This window comes from Desulfobaculum senezii (assembly GCF_054657395.1).
In genome coordinates this window covers 1,323,682-1,339,712 of record NZ_BAAHYU010000002.1, presented here as the reverse complement: position 1 = coordinate 1,339,712, position 16,031 = coordinate 1,323,682, and the positions used below count along the sequence as shown (strand labels likewise).

The window sequence follows — 16,031 nt, the reverse complement described above, 5'->3', positions numbered from 1 at the left end:
GGTGAGTAGCCTCCTGATCAGACCTTGCCGACCTTATTGATTGCGTTGGAGTCCGTCTCCTTCGACGTGGTGATAACCTTCTGATAGGCCTCGAAGGAGCGCTGGGTTTCGATCATCTTGACCATTTCGGTCACGACCTCGACGTTGGGGGCCTCGAGGTAGCCCTGTGCCACCTGCGCCTCCAGTGCCGGTTCTTCAACGGCCTGACGGTCGGGGTGGATTTCGAAAAGGTTCTGCCCCACCTTGCGCAGGGCGGTCAGGTTGCTGACCGTGGACAGCTGGATGGCGTCCAGCGCCTCGCCGTCGGCGAAAATCTGACCATCCGCCGTCACGCTCAGGCGCGTGCTGGGCGGCACGGCAATGGGGCCGCCCTCGCCGAGGAGCTGATGCCCGTCCGCGTTGACGATGATGCCGTCCGGCCCCACGGTGAAGTGGCCGTTTCTAGTGTAGTAGTCGCCGTTGTCGTTGCGGACCTTGAAGAAGCCCTCGCCCGAGATGGCAAGGTCCAGCGGGTTGTCCGACTTCTTCATACTCCCCTGACTAAAATCAATGCGCGACTCCGCTATGCGGACTTTTGACAGATAGTCCGGTTCCGGGAAAAGCGGCTTGGAACGGACGTTCAAAACCGGTTCCCGAATCACGTCATGAGCGAAACGAACGAACACGTCACGAAAGGCCATCCGGTCGCGTTTGTAGCCGGTGGTGTTCACGTTCGCCAAATTATTGGCGATGGTGTTCATGCGGTGCTCTTGGGTCAAAGCCCCGAAAAGCGCGCTATACATACCGTCTTGCATTTTTCCGCCTCCTTGGCGCGAGTTTCCTGTGCCTAGAGAAGCAAGTACCGCGCCAAAAGGAATTCGGTATGCCACAGCATTTTTCTGCGTCTGCGCCGGCGCGCACCAAAGCCCGCCGCATGAGAACCATTCTCATACGGGATTTCTCTTTCAAAAGGGTTTAACCCTGTTCTATATTATGGTAATTGATTGCGTGTTGGCGGCTGCGCCCACGCAAAGCCGTCCGTGAATCCGGCATTTTTTCTGCGCGAGGCAAAATCAAAAATTACCGGATTTTACCCTGGACGCTTGACAAGGTGCCTCAATTTGGTATTTCGTCTCGTTCCGAGGCGCGGGTGTAACTCAGCTGGTAGAGTACAAGCTTCCCAAGCTTGGAGTCGCGAGTTCGAACCTCGTCACCCGCTCCAGAACTTCTAACCCCTCGGATCTATTCCAAAATGAGACGAGTGGACCTCGCGGTCCACTTTTTTTTTCAGGCAGATCACACTATGAACACACATCTGATTCAGGAACTTGATGACCTGATCAGGCCCATGGCTGAAGCACAGGGCCTGTGGTTGTGGGGCATCGACCTTGCGGGCAACGACAACCGCTCCGTCCTGCGCGTGTACGTTGAAACAGACGACGGCGTCACCATCGCCGAATGTGCACGCCTCTCCCGCGACCTCAGCGTGGCCCTTGACGTGGAAGACCTCATTCCAGGCAAGTACACCTTGGAAGTCTCCTCGCCGGGACTGAATCGCAAGTTTTTCTCTGCGGACCAGATGGCTGCCTACGTGGGCCAGGATGTGTCCGTTACCCTGCTGGAGCCTCTGGAAGGCCAAAAGGGATATACCGGAAAGCTCGTCTCCGTCGATGGGCAGACCATTACCATTAATGATGGGACAGATGCACTCTCGTGCAACTGGGACGAGATTAAGAAGGCTAACCTCCGCTATGCGTTTCCGGAACCCGGCGCCAAGGGGAGAAAAGGCTAGGACTTCAATCGGCAAGCCGAGCTTGGAGGTTTTTCCATGAGTATGGAACTGAAAAAAGCCATAGAACAGATCAGCAAAGACAAGGGCATCGACCGCGACCTGCTCGTCGATACCCTTGAAGAAGCCGTTCGCTCCTCCGTCGTACGCAAGTACGGCGATGACATCGACATCGAAGTCAGCCTCAATGAGGAAACCGGCGAAATCGAAGTATATCAGTTCAAAGCGGTTGTCGCAGAGGTCAACGACCCGGCAACCGAAATCACTATCGAAGACGCACAGGAACATGATCCCGGTGCGCAGGTTGACGACGAGCTGGGCTTCCGCCTGAACGTCGAAGACCTCGGACGCATCGCCGCCCAGTCTGCCAAACAGGTGATCATCCAGCGCATGCGCGACGCAGAGCAGGAAATCATCTACGAGGAATACAAGGACCGCGTCGGCGAAATCATCAGCGGCATCATCCAGCGCCGCGACAAGGCCGGCTGGATCATCAACCTTGGCAGAACGGAAGCCCTTCTGCCCAAGGACCAGCAGATTCCCAGAGAGCGCTACAAGCGTGGCGACCGCGTGCAGTGTTACCTCACCGAGGTACGCCGCGAGGGCCGTGGCCCGCAGGTCATCGTGTCCCGCTCCTGCCCGGAGTACATGTCCGCCCTCTTCAAGAGGGAAGTGCCCGAAGTGGCAGACGGCACCGTGCGCATTCTCGGTGTCGCCCGCGATCCGGGCAGCCGCGCCAAGGTTGCCGTCCAGTCCAGCGACAGGGACGTCGATCCCGTGGGCGCATGTGTCGGCATCCGTGGCTCGCGCATCCAGAACATCGTTCAGGAACTGCGCGGCGAACGCATCGACATTGTCGTGTGGAGCCCGGATGTAGCAACCTACGCTGTCAACGCCCTCTCCCCCGCCGTTATCTCCCGCATTACGGTGGATGAGGAAGAGAACATGCTTGAAGTCGTCGTGCCCGACGATCAGCTCACGCTGGCCATTGGCCGCAAGGGGCAGAACGTCAAGCTGGCCGCGCGCCTCTTGGGTTGGAAGATCGATATCTTTACTGAGTCCCGCTACGGCGACCTCCACGCAGAGCTCCAGCACCTGGAGCAGATTGCCAGCGTGGCCGAGGTCCCCGTGGAAGAGTTCCTTGCCGCTGGCTTTGATTCCGTGGACAAGCTGGATTCCGCAGAGGATGAAGACCTGCTCTCCATTGAGTCGCTGTCCGAATCCCAGATCGGTGATGTCCGCTCCGCTATCAACCTGCTGCGTTCGTTCCAGGCTGATGAAGCCGAGGGCGACGAAGAAGATGAGGTATCGGCGGAAGAGTTCGCCGAAGTCGCAGCCGCAGAAGGTGACGAAGTCACTGAGGAAACTCCCGAAGAGGAGTAACGGATGTCCGTCCGATGACGGATGCCGTATCGAACACGATGGAAACACGGAACAGACATGTCCCCGTACGCCGGTGCGTTATTTGCGGCCGGCGGCTCCCGAAGCACGAGCTTACGCGCTATGTCCGCTCGGACGGGGACACGCCTGCCCTCTTGCGGGACGAAACGGGCACACTGCCCGGCCGAGGGTATTATCTCTGTTCCGATGCAGACTGCGGCAAGCGGTTTCCCAAATACAAGGGCTGGCGCAAGAAAAGCCAGGGGGTTAAACATGGAAGAAAAATTTCGGGTTAAAGACATATCAACGGAGCTCGGGGTTACGAACAAGGATCTGCTGCACGCATGCCGCGAGCTCGGTATCCAAGTGAAGAGCCACATGAGCACGTTGACCGCCGACGAGGTGGCGACCGTTCGCTCCAAGATGCAGGATACGTCCGCATCCGGTGAGGTGGTTCGGAAGGAAGTACAGCCCGGTATGGTCGTTCGCCGACGCAGAAAAAAGGTCAAAGAGACCGATAAGCCCGCCGAGGCAACGGAAGAGAAGGCTTCCGAAGAGGCTCCCAAGCAGGCCGCAGCGCCCGAAGGCGCTGACGACTCGGCCAAAGCGCCACAGGCCGATTCCGAATCTGCCGACGCTCCCGAAGCCACTGAAGAGCCCGCCGAAAAGCCCAAGACCGCGGCCAAGGCTAAGCCTGCCAAACCCGCCAAGAAATCCGAGCCGAAGGTCAAAGTCATCAAGCCCAAGAAAGAAAAAACCCCTGAGCCCGAAGTGATCGTAGAAGAGAAAAAGCCCGCATCCGAAGCCGTGAAGACCCCCGACGCCGTTAAGGCAGCCCCCGCCACCGCCGCGCCCGAAGCCGAAGAAAAGAAGGCTGAAGGTAAAGACGCAAAGGCTGGCGCAGCCGCCAAAGCCAAGGCCCCCAAAAAGGACGCCGAAGCCGCACAGCCCGCAGACAAAGCGCCCGCTGAATCCGCCGACAAGGCCAAGGATTCCGAAAAGCCCGAGGCCAAAACGGCCAAGAGCGACGACAAGGCTGCCGCTGACGACGACAAAAAGGGCAAGAAAAAGAAGAAGACCAAAAAGAAGGACGCTCCCGTAGCGCCCAAGGTCCGCGTTATTTCCCGTCCTGACCCCAATGCGCAGCCCGCACGCCCCGCGCCCACGCGCCCGGCTGGCGGCGACTCCCGCAGAAACGGTCGCCCTGCTGGTGACAACCGCCCCGGCGGTCGTCCCGGTGGACCCGGTCGTCCTGCCGGTGGACGCCCCGGCGGCGGCGCTGGCCGTCCCGGTGGTGGACGTCCCGGTGGCGGCGCTGGCCGTCCCGGCGGCGGTGCTCCCCGTCCCGGTGGTGGTCGTCCCGGCGCGCCCGGCTTTACGCCCGGTGGTGCCCCCGCAACGCCGCCCACGAGTGAACAGCAGCGCCGCAACAAGAAGAAGAAGGACAAGCGCGTTGTCGACTTCTCCAAGAAGTCCAACGAGGATCACTTCGGCTTCCAGAAGCGCAACCGCAAGAAGAAAGGCCGCGGTGGCGCAGATGCTTCGCAGCATCAGGTCAGCACGCAGCCCATCAAGGCCGCAAAGCGTAAGGTCAAGATGGAGGAAGCCATCCGTCTGTCCGACCTCGCCAAGCAGATGGGCACCAAGGCTCAGGCGCTTATCAAGGTGCTCTTCGACCTCGGCGTGATGGCGACCATCAACCAGTCCCTGGACTTCGAGACCGCAACCCTCGTTGCCGCCGAATTCGGCTACGAGATGGAAAAGGTCGGCTTCTCCGAGGCCGAATACCTCGCGCCCGAAGAAGCGGATAGCCCCGAGACCCTCAAGCCGCGCGCTCCTGTCGTGACCATCATGGGCCACGTTGACCACGGTAAAACGTCTCTGCTGGACGCCATCCGCAAGTCCAAGATCACCACTGGAGAGGCTGGCGGCATCACCCAGCACATCGGCGCGTACGACGTGGAAACCGACCGCGGCAAGGTTGTCTTCCTCGACACCCCCGGTCACGAAGCGTTTACCGCCATGCGTGCCCGCGGCGCTCAGGTGACGGACATCGTCATTCTGGTTGTGGCCGCCGACGACGGCGTCATGGACCAGACCCGCGAGGCCATCAACCACTCCAAGGCTGCTGGCGTGCCCATCATCGTGGCCGTCAACAAGATGGATAAGGAAGAAGCCAACCCCGAACGCGCTCTGCGCGAACTGGCCGACCACGGCTTGGTTCCTGAAGACTGGGGCGGCGACACCATCTTTGTGAACGTGTCTGCCAAGACCGGCATGAACCTCGACACTCTGCTCGAAATGGTTCTGCTGCAGGCCGAGTTCCTGGAACTCAAGGCCAACCCGGACAAGCGCGCTGTCGGCCACGTTGTCGAAGCACGTCTGGACAAGGGCCGTGGCGCTGTCGCCACCGTGCTCATCCAGGGCGGTACCCTGAATCAGGGCGACGCCTTTGTCTGCGGCACCCACAACGGCCGCGTCCGTGCCATGCACAATGACAAGGGCAAAAAGATCAAGATGGCTGGTCCGTCCATCCCTGTGGAAGTTCAGGGCTTTGACGGTGTGCCGGAAGCCGGTGACGAGTTCATCTGTGTTGAGGACGATAAGGTTGCACGCCGCATCGCCAGCGACCGCCAGATCAAGGAACGCGAACGCGCCCTTGCCCGCGAGTCCAAGGTGACGCTGGAAAGCTTCCTCGCCTCCCGCCCCAACGCGGACGTGCAGACCCTGAACCTCGTGCTCAAGGCCGACGTGCAGGGCTCCCTGGAAGCCATTACCGAAGCCGTGCTCAAGCTCTCCACCGACAAGGTGAAGGTCGATGTTGTGCACAGCGCCGCCGGTGCCATCACGGAATCCGACATCCTGTTGGCCGCCGCATCGCAGGCCATCATCATCGGCTTCAACGTGCGCCCCACGGCAAAAATCAAAGACGTTGCCGACTTGGAGAACGTGGAAATCCGTTTCTACGACATCATCTACAAGCTCGTCAGCGACATCAAGGACGCCATGACCGGCATGCTCGCGCCTGTCATCACCGAGAAGTACCTCGGTCAGGCCGAAGTCCGCGAGACCTTCGGCATCCCGAAGGTCGGCACCGTAGCCGGTTGCTTCGTCGTGGACGGCGAGCTGCGCCGCAACGCTGGCATCCGCCTGCTGCGCGACGGTGTGGTTATCTACACCGGCAAGCTCAACTCCCTGAAGCGCTTCAAGGACGACGTCAAGGAAGTGCGTAAGGGCTACGAATGCGGCGGCGGTCTTGAGAACTTCAACGACATCAAGGTCGGCGACGTCATCGAAGCCTTCGAGGAAGTGGAAGTCGCAGCAACGCTCGACGACTAGCCACGGCCGCAAGGCTGAGGGTTCACCATGCACATTGGTACTCTCACCCTCACATTCAGACTGCACGGCAACCGCTCCCTCAAGGGAAAACGACGCGTTGCCGTCAGTTTGAAAGACAAGATACGACACCGCTTCAATGCAGCGGTAAGTGAGATACACGCCCAGGACAACCATCACCGGCTTGTCCTGGGCGTGGTCACTGTCTCGACAAGTGCTCGGCACACAGAAAGTCGGCTGGCGAAAATCCTGGAGATGGTTCAGGATGTGACCAGTGAAGAACTGGTTGACAGCCAGATGGAAATTTTCAGCGCCGGCGAAGACCCGGACACGCTTTTCTAGGATACATCATGCAACGTTCCAATTCCCGCAGAGCCCATAGACTGGGCGACCAAATCATGCGCGAGGTGGCTACCATCATCACGCAGGAAATCGGCGACCCCCGTACGGAGATGGTCACCGTAAGCGGCGTGCGGATGAACAAGGACCTGTCCATCGCCGAGGTACTCTACACCTCCTACGGCTCTGACGAGGACCGCGAAGCCGCGGCGCTCGCTCTGGACAAGGCAACCGGCCACATCCGCTCCCTCCTCGGCAAGCGCCTGAGGAACAAGTATCTGCCCAAAATCCGCTTCGTTTACGACGAATATCTGGAGGATATGGTCTATGACCACCCCCAGAACGACGATTAAAGACATCCTCGCCAGTGGTGAGAGCTTTCTCATTGCGGCGCACACCAGCCCCGACGGCGACGCCATGGGCTCGTCCGTCGCTCTCGCGCATCTGCTGACCCGCCTCGGCAAATCCGTCACCATCTACAATGCCTCCGGCATGCCCGACCAATTCGCTTGGCTGGACACGCCCGTCCCGGTCGTCACCGAACTGCCGGGCGAGTTGCCCCAGTGGGTCATCGCGCTGGACAGCGGCGACCTGCACCGCCTTGGCGACGCATTGGCCGCGCGCTTTACGCGCCGTGGAACGGTCTGCATCGACCATCACCTTGGCAATCCCGAATATGCCGAAGTGAACTGGGTGGACCCGTCCTTCTCGTCCGTTGGCGAAATGGTGGCGAACCTTGCTCAGGATTTGGACATTCCGCTCAGCGGCGGGCTTGGCGAAGGCATCTACCTTGCCCTTGTCACGGATACAGGCTACTTCAGCTACGGCAACACCTCGCCGGACACCATGATGCTGGCCGCGGACATCCTGCGCGAAGGCCTTGATCCGGAGTTCTTCAACGCCCGGTTTCTGAACCAGTGGTCCCTTGGGCGCATGCAGTTGTGGTCGCGCGTTTTTGGCGCGGCAAGTGTGCATCTGGACGGCACCATCGGCACCATCCGCATCACGGAAGCCATGCTTGAAGAAACCGGCACCTCCAGCGAGGACACCGACGGGCTGGTGAATTACGTGCGGCGCATCAAAGGCGTCAAAGCAGCCATCAGCCTGCGTGAGGACGGCCCGACGCAGACCAAGATCAGCTTCCGCTCCTCCGGCCTTGTCAATGTGCAGGCCATTGCCAGCACCCTTGGCGGCGGCGGGCACAAAAACGCCGCTGGCGCGCTCATCAAGGCCCCCATCGACGAGGCCGAACGCATCGTCCTCGACGCCACCCGAGACTATCTTTCCTGCAAGTAGCACCGCACATACATGGGCAAAAAAAGAAAACGCAGTAAAAATCAGCACGACGGAATTCTTGTTCTGAACAAGCCGTCCGGCCCCACATCGGCCCACTGCCTGAATATCATCCGCCGCAAGCTGGACCAAGGCCGCATCGGCCACGCCGGTACCCTTGACCCCATGGCGCAGGGCGTTCTGCTCGTGCTCCTCGGGCACGGCACCAAGCTGGCGTCATACTTGACAAATGGCGTCAAAACGTATTCAGGACAGTTTCGTCTTGGGCAAAAAACCGATACATACGATGCCGAAGGCACAATTGTTGAAGAATTGCCATTTGACCATCTCTCCCCTGAAAAGGTAGAAGAGGGTGTTCTTTCGTGGTTGAATCTTGAAACGCAGGACGTTCCGCCCGTCTCCGCGGCCAAGCATCAGGGCAAGCCCCTGTACGCCCTTGCCCGGGAAGGGAAGGAAGTCCCCATCAAGACGAAGCCCATACATATTTCCCACGCCGAGGTTCTGGAAATGGACCTGCCGTGGGCGCGCTTCCGAGTCAGCTGCTCCGCCGGAACCTACGTGCGGTCCCTGGTCCACAGCTTGGGGATTCGACTCGGCTCCGGAGCAGTGCTGACAGAGTTGATTCGGGAGAATTGCCATCCGTTCGGGCTTGATCAGGCGTTCGATTTGGACGACCTTGTCGAGCATCCGGAATTGCTGGCCGAGCGGGTTATCCCCATGCGGGATGCCCTGCCGCACTGGCCCGCCCTGCACCTCTCTGAGGCGCAAGCGGCGCAGGTGCAAAACGGTACATGGCTGCCTGTGACGTCAGTTGGCGAACAGGACCAGCCAGCCCTGCCCGGCACGCTCGCCATGCTCATTGGCCCAGACGAGACGCCTCTGGCGCTCGTGGAAGCCAAGGAGCGCGACGGGATGGTTCTTTGGTCAATACTCCGCGGCCTTTGGTAGCACTGCGAAGCCGCACCCCCGCATATAGCGGACACAACCCCCATTTTTGGAGGATATCGCTGTGGTTATGACACCCGAAGTCAAGGCTCAGATCATCGAAGAGTACAAGCAGCACGAAGGCGACACCGGTTCCCCCGAGGTTCAGGTCGCTCTGCTGACGTCCCGCATCCAGTACCTCACCGAACACTTCAAGACCCACAAGAAGGATTTCCATTCTCGTACGGGTCTGCTGAAGCTGGTTGGTCAGCGCCGGAAACTGCTGAACTACCTCAAGAAGAATGACGTTCAGCGCTACAGGGACCTCATCGCACGTCTGGGTCTGCGTAAGTAGCAATCATGGTTGGGAGGCCTTCGGGCCTCCCCCACCCCCGAAGCGTGTAAACAGCTGCGAGGTTGCGACAATGGGGCGACCCTTCTCCGCAACGCCCTATTCTTACAACTTTGCAGCGTTACTCGTACCTCGGGGGATACGGTCTTGTAAGGGTACAAGGCCGAAACATTATCAAGAGGTATCTATTACATGAGTACACTGACTTTCACTCCCACCCGCAAATCCGCCATCATTGGCGGCAACGAGATCTCTTTCGAAACCGGCAAGCTTGCTAAGCAGGCCCATGGTTCCGTTTGGGTCCAGTGCGGTGGCACCGTCGTCCTCGTGACGGCCGTGACCCAGAAACTGCCCGAAGACAAGGGCTTCTTCCCCCTTACCGTTGAATACAAAGAACTCGCCTACGCCGCCGGCCGCATTCCCGGCAGCTTCTTCCGCCGCGAAGTGGGCCGCCCCAGCGAGCGCGAAGTTCTCGTCTGCCGCCTGATCGACCGCCCCTGCCGTCCGCTGTTCCCCGAAGGATTCCGCGACGAGGTGCAGATCATCGCTCAGGTGCACTCCGCTGACGATGTGCACGATCCCGACGTTCTCGCCATCACTGGCGCGTCCGCCGCTCTGCACACCTCCAAGATTCCCTTCATGGGCCCCATCGCCGGTGGCCGCATTGGCTACATCAACAAGGAATTCGTGTTCAATCCCACCTACGCGCAGATTGAACAGAGCGAACTGAACCTCGTGATGGCCGGCAGCCGTGACGCCGTTGTCATGGTTGAAGGTTCCGCGCAGTTCGCCCCCGAAACCCTTATTGCCGACGCCATTGAATGGGGTCACCAGCAGATGCAGCCCCTGCTGGACGCGCAGGACGCCCTGCGCGAAGCCTGCGGCCAGCCCAAGCTGGAAGTCGCTACTCCCGAGCAGGACGCCGAAGTCCGCGCGGCCATCGAAGAGATTGCCACGCCGAAGCTGCAGGAAGCCCTCTTCATCCCTGAAAAGCTTGAGCGCTACGCCGCCAAGGACGCCATCAAGGACGAAGTGAAGGAAGCCCTTGCTGAGCGCTTCGCCGAAGCGCCGGAACGCACCAAGTGCCTCGGCGACGTCCTCAAGGACATCACCAAGCGCATCGTGCGTGGCCGCATCAAGGAAGAAAAGACCCGTATCGACGGCCGCGACCTGACCACGGTCCGCCCCATCGGTATTGAGGTTGGCCTTCTGCCCCGCACCCACGGCTCCTCCCTGTTCTCCCGCGGTGAAACGCAGGCCATGGTCACCGCGACCATGGGTAGCTCCCGTGATGAGCAGCGCATGGACTCCCTCGTAGGCGACTGCGTGAAGCGCTTCATGCTGCATTACAACTTCCCGCCCTACTGCGTGGGTGAAGCCCGCTTCCTGCGTGGCCCCTCCCGCCGCGAAATCGGCCATGGCACCCTCGCCGAGCGCGCCATTGCTCCGATTCTGCCCAAGGACGACGAGTTCCCCTTCACCATCCGCGTCGTGTCCGAGATTATGGAATCCAACGGTTCCTCCTCCATGGCGTCGGTGTGCGGTTCCTCCCTCGCTCTGATGGACGCCGGTATTCCGGTGAAGACCTCCATCGCTGGCGTGGCCATGGGCCTTATCAAGGAAGAGGACGACTACCTCGTGCTTACCGACATTCTCGGTGACGAGGACGCCCTCGGCGATATGGACTTCAAGGTGGCCGGCTCCCGCGAGGGCGTGACCGCCATCCAGATGGACATCAAAATCTCCGGCATTCCCTCTCAGGTGCTGCGCGACGCTCTTGGTCAGGCCAAGGCCGGCCGCGTTCACATCCTGGACCAGATGGACCAGGTCATCGAAGCGCCCCGCGACGAGGTTTCCGAGTACGCTCCGCAGCTGGAAATTGTTACGGTGCACCCGGACAAGATCCGTTCCGTTATCGGACCCGGCGGCAAGAACATTAAGGCCATCACCGCCGACACCGGCGCTGACATCGACATCGAAGACGACGGCCGCGTGTTCATCTTCGCCCCGACCAAGGAATCCCTCGAACGCGCCCGGGAAATGGTCCAGTACCATGACCAGACCGCCGAAGTGGGCAAAGACTATGAAGGCCGCGTGACCCGCGTCATCGACTGCGGCGCCATCGTGGAAATCCTTCCCGGTCTGGACGGCCTCGTGCACGTGTCCCAGCTGGACATCCAGCGCGTTGAGCAGCCCAGCGACGTGGTCAGCCTTGGCGACACCGTCAAGGTTAAGGTTCTGGAAGTTGAGCCTTCCGGCCGTGTCCGCCTGTCCCGCAAGGCCGTGCTGATGGAAGAAGCTGGTCAGACCGTTGACCTCGCCGACTTCACCAAGTCCAACAAGCCCCGTGGTGGCGGTGACCGTCGCGGTGGTGACCGTGACCGCCGAGGCGGCCGCGGTGGAGACCGTGGTGGACGTAACGGTGGTGGAGGACGCGGCGGACGCCGCTAATTCCAGCCGACAACGCTGATTGAATGGGGCCGTCTGCGCATCTACGCGCAGACGGCCCTTTTTCTTAAACGTGACCCTTTCCCCGTTCCACGGCACAAACGCCCGCAGCGGCGAAAATTCGCCCGCAACATGCCGTCGCCTCACGCCTTTTTCGCCGACTCCCCTGCCCACGCATCACCAAACAGCCAAAACGCCGCACGCGCCGCATCAGTGCCCCTCATGCGCATATGCCCATTTTTATCTCTCTCCATCGCCCCAAATGCCATTTTTGCCAAAACACGAAAAAGTGCGCCACGCCGCACCGCCATGCTGTGCACCGGATTGACGCCTTGGGCAAAAGCGATTACTCACTGGAATTCGCAACATTCTAGGGGAATTGCGCAAGGCATAGGGAAGCAGCGCCGCCATACGGCGCGGATACACTCATCTGATCAGAATTTAAGCATTTCATGGAGCTGATATGACGCAGTGGTCGAAAAACAATGATGTTCTTGGCTCTGTCAACCGTGGCAACGCCATCGAGTCCGGTCTGTGCACGCTGTGCCGCGCGGACTGCAAGGGCAAGTGCGAAACGTGGCTGTCCAGCCTAAAGGGGCGCCAGACGCTTTACCCGCGCGACTTCGGCGTGGTAACCGCCGGCAGCGGCAACACCACCCACGTTGGCGTGTCCTACAACTCGCTGCGCGTTCAGGGCACCAACTATGGCGCCGCTGCCGGCGGCGACAAGGCTGCGTGTGGCGACTGTCTGTTCACGGACGTCTCTCTGGAGACGACCTTCGGCAACGAGGTAAAGACCACGTCCCGCGTGCCCTTCATGACGGGCGCTCTCGGCTCCACCTTTATCGCCGCCAAATACTGGGACAGCTTTGCCATCGGTTGCGCCCTTGTCGGTATTCCCATTGTTGTGGGCGAAAACGTTGTGGGCGTGGACCGCGCCTCCCAGCTGAAGGACGGCCGCATCACCAGCGCCCCCGAGCTGGAACGCCGCATCGACACCTACCTGCGCTACTACGACGGCTACGGCGCCATCATCGTGCAGCTCAACGTTGAGGACGCCCGCAACGGCGTGGCCGAGTACCTCGCCGAGAAGTACGGCAACAAAGTTGTTGTGGAGCTCAAGTGGGGTCAGGGCGCAAAGAACATCGGCGGCGAGATTGAAGTCACCAGCCTTGAGTACGCCCGCTTCCTCAAGCAGCGCGGCTACCTCGTGGACCCAGATCCCGAGCGCCCCGAAGTGCAGGAAGCCTTCAAGAGCGGCTCCATCCACTCCTTTGCCCGCCACAGCCGCCTTGGCTACACGCACCTCAACAGCTATGAGCAGGTGCATGAAGAGTTCATGCACACCGTGGAATACCTGCGCAAGCTGGGCTTCAAGCGCATCACGCTCAAGACTGGCTCCTACGGTATGGAAGGCCTCGCCATGGCCATCAAGTTCGCCACGGAAGCCAAGCTGGACCTGCTGACCATGGACGGTTCCGGCGGCGGCACGGGCATGAGCCCGTGGAACATGATGGAATCGTGGGGCGTCCCCTCCATCCTGCTGCACGCCAAAGCGCACGAATATGCCTCTATCCTCGCGGCCAAGGGCCACAAGGTTGTGGACATGAGCTTTGCCGGCGGCTTTGCCAAGTGCTCCAACATCTTCAAGGCCCTCGCCCTTGGCGCGCCGTACACCAAGATGGTGTGCATGGGCCGCGCCATGATGATTCCGGGCTTCCTCGGCTCCAACATCGAGGGCGTACTGCGCCCCGAGCGCCGCGAAGCCGTGTGTGGTAACTGGGACAAGCTGCCCTCCACGGTCAGCGACCTCGGCTCCACCGCAGAGGAAATCTTCGCGGGCTACCACGACGTGGCGCAGAAGGTGGGCAAGGAAGAAATGCAGAACATCCCCTACGGCGCAGTCGCCATGTGGGGCCTCGTGGACAAGCTGTCCGCCGGACTCCAGCAGCTGCTGGCCGGTTCCCGCAAGTTCGCCCTTGACGAAATCACCCGCGGCGACATCGCCTCCGCCAACCGCGAGACCGAACGCGAAACGGGTGTCCCCTTCATCACCGACGTGCAGGACGAGATGGCCAAGCGCATCCTTAACAGCTAGGCCGCCCGCACATCCCGGCGCAATCCATAAAGCGCCCCGCAGACTTTATCTGCGGGGCGCTTTTTTGTCTGTACGCCTACGGTCAACAGAATGTCCTCCTCCTGTACCGTCCAGCCGCCATACTGCGACACCTCCCCCGTCACCGGCCTCAGGCCGCCCCACTCCCCTACGGACACCAAGCCCAAACGCTGAAGCGCGATGACGTTTCAGCCCACACCACGTCGCACATTGCGTCATGATTTCGTGTGTCAATCTGAGGCCCGCGCGCCGCCCGCACAGCCACCTCATTTCCGAAAGCCGCAGTCTCGCCCTATGCCCCCCCATCCGACATTCTGACCCTTTACGCTCCGGCGCAAAGAGCAGGGCATCCATCCCCCCGCCCGTCCTGCGCACAAAAAAGCGCGGCGGTCATAACTGACCACCGCGCTCTGGAGGCGTTTCAAATACTGAGGGAGTCCGCGACTATTTGCCGTCCTTCCCGCCCATTTCAGTGGCCGCGACGGGCACCGTGTAGGAATGGATGCTCCCGCCATCACGCACGATGAGGCGCACGGCGTTAATCTGGCGTTCCGCCGGGAAGTAGAGATATCCCACGCGGGTGTAGTCCGCCGGGACCGGCTCATCATTCCAGCCGTACTGGTCCAATTCGCGGCGGATAACGCGCTTGAGGTCGCGTTCGGAGGACGCGTACACGCCCCCAGCGCCGCCGACCAGTGCGCCGCCTGCCGCGCCAATGGCCGCGCCCTTCCAGATATTGTCGCCACCACCAATGGTGCCGAGAAGCGCGCCAAGCCCGGCACCAAGGAAGGAGCCAAGCGCCGCGGTCTTGCCCGCGTTGGACGCCGTATTGGAGAAGGTTTCGGAGGCGAAGACGAGGCGTGTGGCCTCTTCATGGTTGTAGGCAAGGTACTCGCCGTCCACACCCTTGCCGCGCGTTTCTTCCACGCGCACCACGGGGCTGGCGTCGCCCTTATTATGAAAAACGAGGAACACCGGGGCCAAGCCGGCATCGGCATAGTCCATGCCCTGCCCAAAATGCTCGTAAGCAACGGCGGCGATATCCCACTTTGGCGTGGTCACCGCGCCGGAAACCGTGGCCGGATTCACAACCCGGCGGGGCTGGGGCAAAGGCTTTGTGGGCTGGCAGCCCACCACAAGAGTAAACGCAAGCACCAGAAGCAGAATCTTCGCCGCCCCCGGCCGCAAAGCAGAAATCATGGTCACACTCCTTGCACCGCTTAGGATGCCAGTATTCCGGCGTAGCCGACCACTTTGCTGTAGTCGCCCGTCACATCGCCGGAGGTCGAATACGCCACAAGCCGGGCGCTGTTTGCGCCAAGCTCGCGCGCGAGGAAAAGACCAAGTGTCATCGGCAAAATGCCGCACATGGAAATATCCTTGGACAGGACCTCATGATACAGCGCTTCGGCGTCAAGGGCCACCGCTGCGTTCAGGGCGGATGTGTCGAGTTTTCGGGTTTCCACGTCGCTAAGAAAATGGCTCATGTCCGAGCTGACGACGATGCTGGCAGGTTGGGGATCCTGCTTGAGGGTGGCGGCAATGCTCCCGGCCACGGCCCGGAGCACGTCAATATTCGATTCCGCCACACAGATGGGCACAATCCCAACATCCGGGCGAACCGTGCGCAGGAAGGGGAGCACGACCTCCAGCGAATGCTCGTAGGCATGCGCCACAGTATCGGCCTCCAGCGCGGTGTGGCAGGCAATGACGCGCGCGGCGAGCATTTCGTCCACGGGCACCTCTCCACCGGGAATGCGCCACGCCCCATCTGGCCACACGGCCAGCGGGCGGCCATTGCCCGTATGATTGGGGCCCAGCAAAATCACGCGCGAGGCAAAGTTCGCCTCGCCCATGGTCTTGCCGCACACGCCCCCTGAAAAGGGATAGCCCGCGTGCGGCACCATGGCGAGCACGGTGCGCTCCGGCATTTTCCCTTCCGCGGTGGACATGCATGATGCGATGTCCTGCTTCAGGGCGTCCGGGTCATTGCTGTAGAACTGTCCGGCGACGACGGGTAGTCTATCCATACTCCCCCTCCGCCCCGCCAGCGCGCGCTGACGGGGATGCTTCCA

General features: G+C 60.9%; 14 protein-coding genes and 1 tRNA gene. 12 read left to right on the top strand and 3 right to left on the bottom strand.

Annotated elements, in window-relative coordinates; all coding sequences use genetic code 11:
- Positions 1-17 precede the first annotated feature (17 nt).
- The gene (gene flgF, locus ACYQ2T_RS06825; RefSeq protein WP_459899517.1) at positions 18-794 is read right to left on the bottom strand and encodes a flagellar basal-body rod protein FlgF; all 777 of its coding nucleotides are present in this window, start codon (positions 792-794) and stop codon (positions 18-20) included.
- Between the two features lie 331 nt (positions 795-1,125).
- On the opposite strand from flgF, the gene ACYQ2T_RS06820 reads away from it, so the two are divergent.
- From ACYQ2T_RS06820 to ACYQ2T_RS06765, 12 genes are all read left to right on the top strand, one after another.
- A tRNA-Gly gene (locus ACYQ2T_RS06820) sits at positions 1,126-1,201 on the top strand.
- A gap of 81 nt (positions 1,202-1,282) precedes the next feature.
- Positions 1,283-1,771, top strand: coding sequence for a ribosome maturation factor RimP (locus ACYQ2T_RS06815; protein WP_404844693.1), 489 nt, complete (start codon positions 1,283-1,285; stop codon positions 1,769-1,771).
- A gap of 36 nt (positions 1,772-1,807) precedes the next feature.
- Positions 1,808-3,151 carry a transcription termination factor NusA gene (nusA, locus tag ACYQ2T_RS06810; protein WP_459899515.1) on the top strand — a complete coding sequence of 448 codons (1,344 nt, stop codon included), beginning with the start codon at positions 1,808-1,810 and terminating at the stop codon, positions 3,149-3,151.
- 14 nt (positions 3,152-3,165) lie between these two features.
- Complete coding sequence (locus tag ACYQ2T_RS06805) at positions 3,166-3,444, top strand: YlxR family protein (protein WP_404844691.1); 279 nt, start codon at positions 3,166-3,168, stop codon at positions 3,442-3,444.
- On the top strand, positions 3,422-6,487 hold the full coding sequence (infB, locus tag ACYQ2T_RS06800; RefSeq protein ID WP_459899513.1) for a translation initiation factor IF-2: 3,066 nt from the start codon (positions 3,422-3,424) through the stop codon (positions 6,485-6,487). Before ACYQ2T_RS06805 ends, infB begins: the two co-directional genes overlap by 23 nt.
- Before the next feature lie 27 nt (positions 6,488-6,514).
- Complete coding sequence (locus ACYQ2T_RS06795; RefSeq protein ID WP_404844689.1) at positions 6,515-6,826, top strand: DUF503 domain-containing protein; 312 nt, start codon at positions 6,515-6,517, stop codon at positions 6,824-6,826.
- 8 nt (positions 6,827-6,834) lie between these two features.
- Positions 6,835-7,176, top strand: coding sequence for a 30S ribosome-binding factor RbfA (gene rbfA / locus ACYQ2T_RS06790; protein WP_459899511.1), 342 nt, complete (start codon positions 6,835-6,837; stop codon positions 7,174-7,176).
- Positions 7,151-8,119, top strand: coding sequence for a DHH family phosphoesterase (locus tag ACYQ2T_RS06785; protein WP_459899509.1), 969 nt, complete (start codon positions 7,151-7,153; stop codon positions 8,117-8,119). The genes rbfA and ACYQ2T_RS06785 overlap by 26 nt, the downstream gene beginning before the upstream one ends.
- A gap of 12 nt (positions 8,120-8,131) precedes the next feature.
- Entirely contained in the window at positions 8,132-9,064 is a 933-nt protein-coding gene (truB, locus tag ACYQ2T_RS06780) for a tRNA pseudouridine(55) synthase TruB (RefSeq protein WP_459899508.1), read from the top strand.
- A gap of 61 nt (positions 9,065-9,125) precedes the next feature.
- Complete coding sequence (rpsO, locus tag ACYQ2T_RS06775) at positions 9,126-9,395, top strand: 30S ribosomal protein S15 (RefSeq protein WP_459899506.1); 270 nt, start codon at positions 9,126-9,128, stop codon at positions 9,393-9,395.
- Between the two features lie 189 nt (positions 9,396-9,584).
- Positions 9,585-11,843: a polyribonucleotide nucleotidyltransferase gene (gene pnp, locus ACYQ2T_RS06770; protein ID WP_459899504.1), complete on the top strand. Its 2,259-nt coding sequence runs from the start codon at positions 9,585-9,587 to the stop codon at positions 11,841-11,843.
- Between the two features lie 460 nt (positions 11,844-12,303).
- Positions 12,304-13,938: a glutamate synthase-related protein gene (locus tag ACYQ2T_RS06765; protein ID WP_459899502.1), complete on the top strand. Its 1,635-nt coding sequence runs from the start codon at positions 12,304-12,306 to the stop codon at positions 13,936-13,938.
- Between the two features lie 462 nt (positions 13,939-14,400).
- Here ACYQ2T_RS06765 and ACYQ2T_RS06760 read toward each other — a convergent pair whose 3' ends face one another.
- A complete protein-coding gene (locus tag ACYQ2T_RS06760; RefSeq protein WP_459899500.1) occupies positions 14,401-15,156 on the bottom strand; it encodes a YMGG-like glycine zipper-containing protein in 756 nt (251 codons plus the stop codon).
- A gap of 20 nt (positions 15,157-15,176) precedes the next feature.
- Positions 15,177-15,986: an AmmeMemoRadiSam system protein B gene (gene amrB / locus ACYQ2T_RS06755; protein ID WP_459899498.1), complete on the bottom strand. Its 810-nt coding sequence runs from the start codon at positions 15,984-15,986 to the stop codon at positions 15,177-15,179.
- Positions 15,987-16,031: the final 45 nt, after the last annotated feature.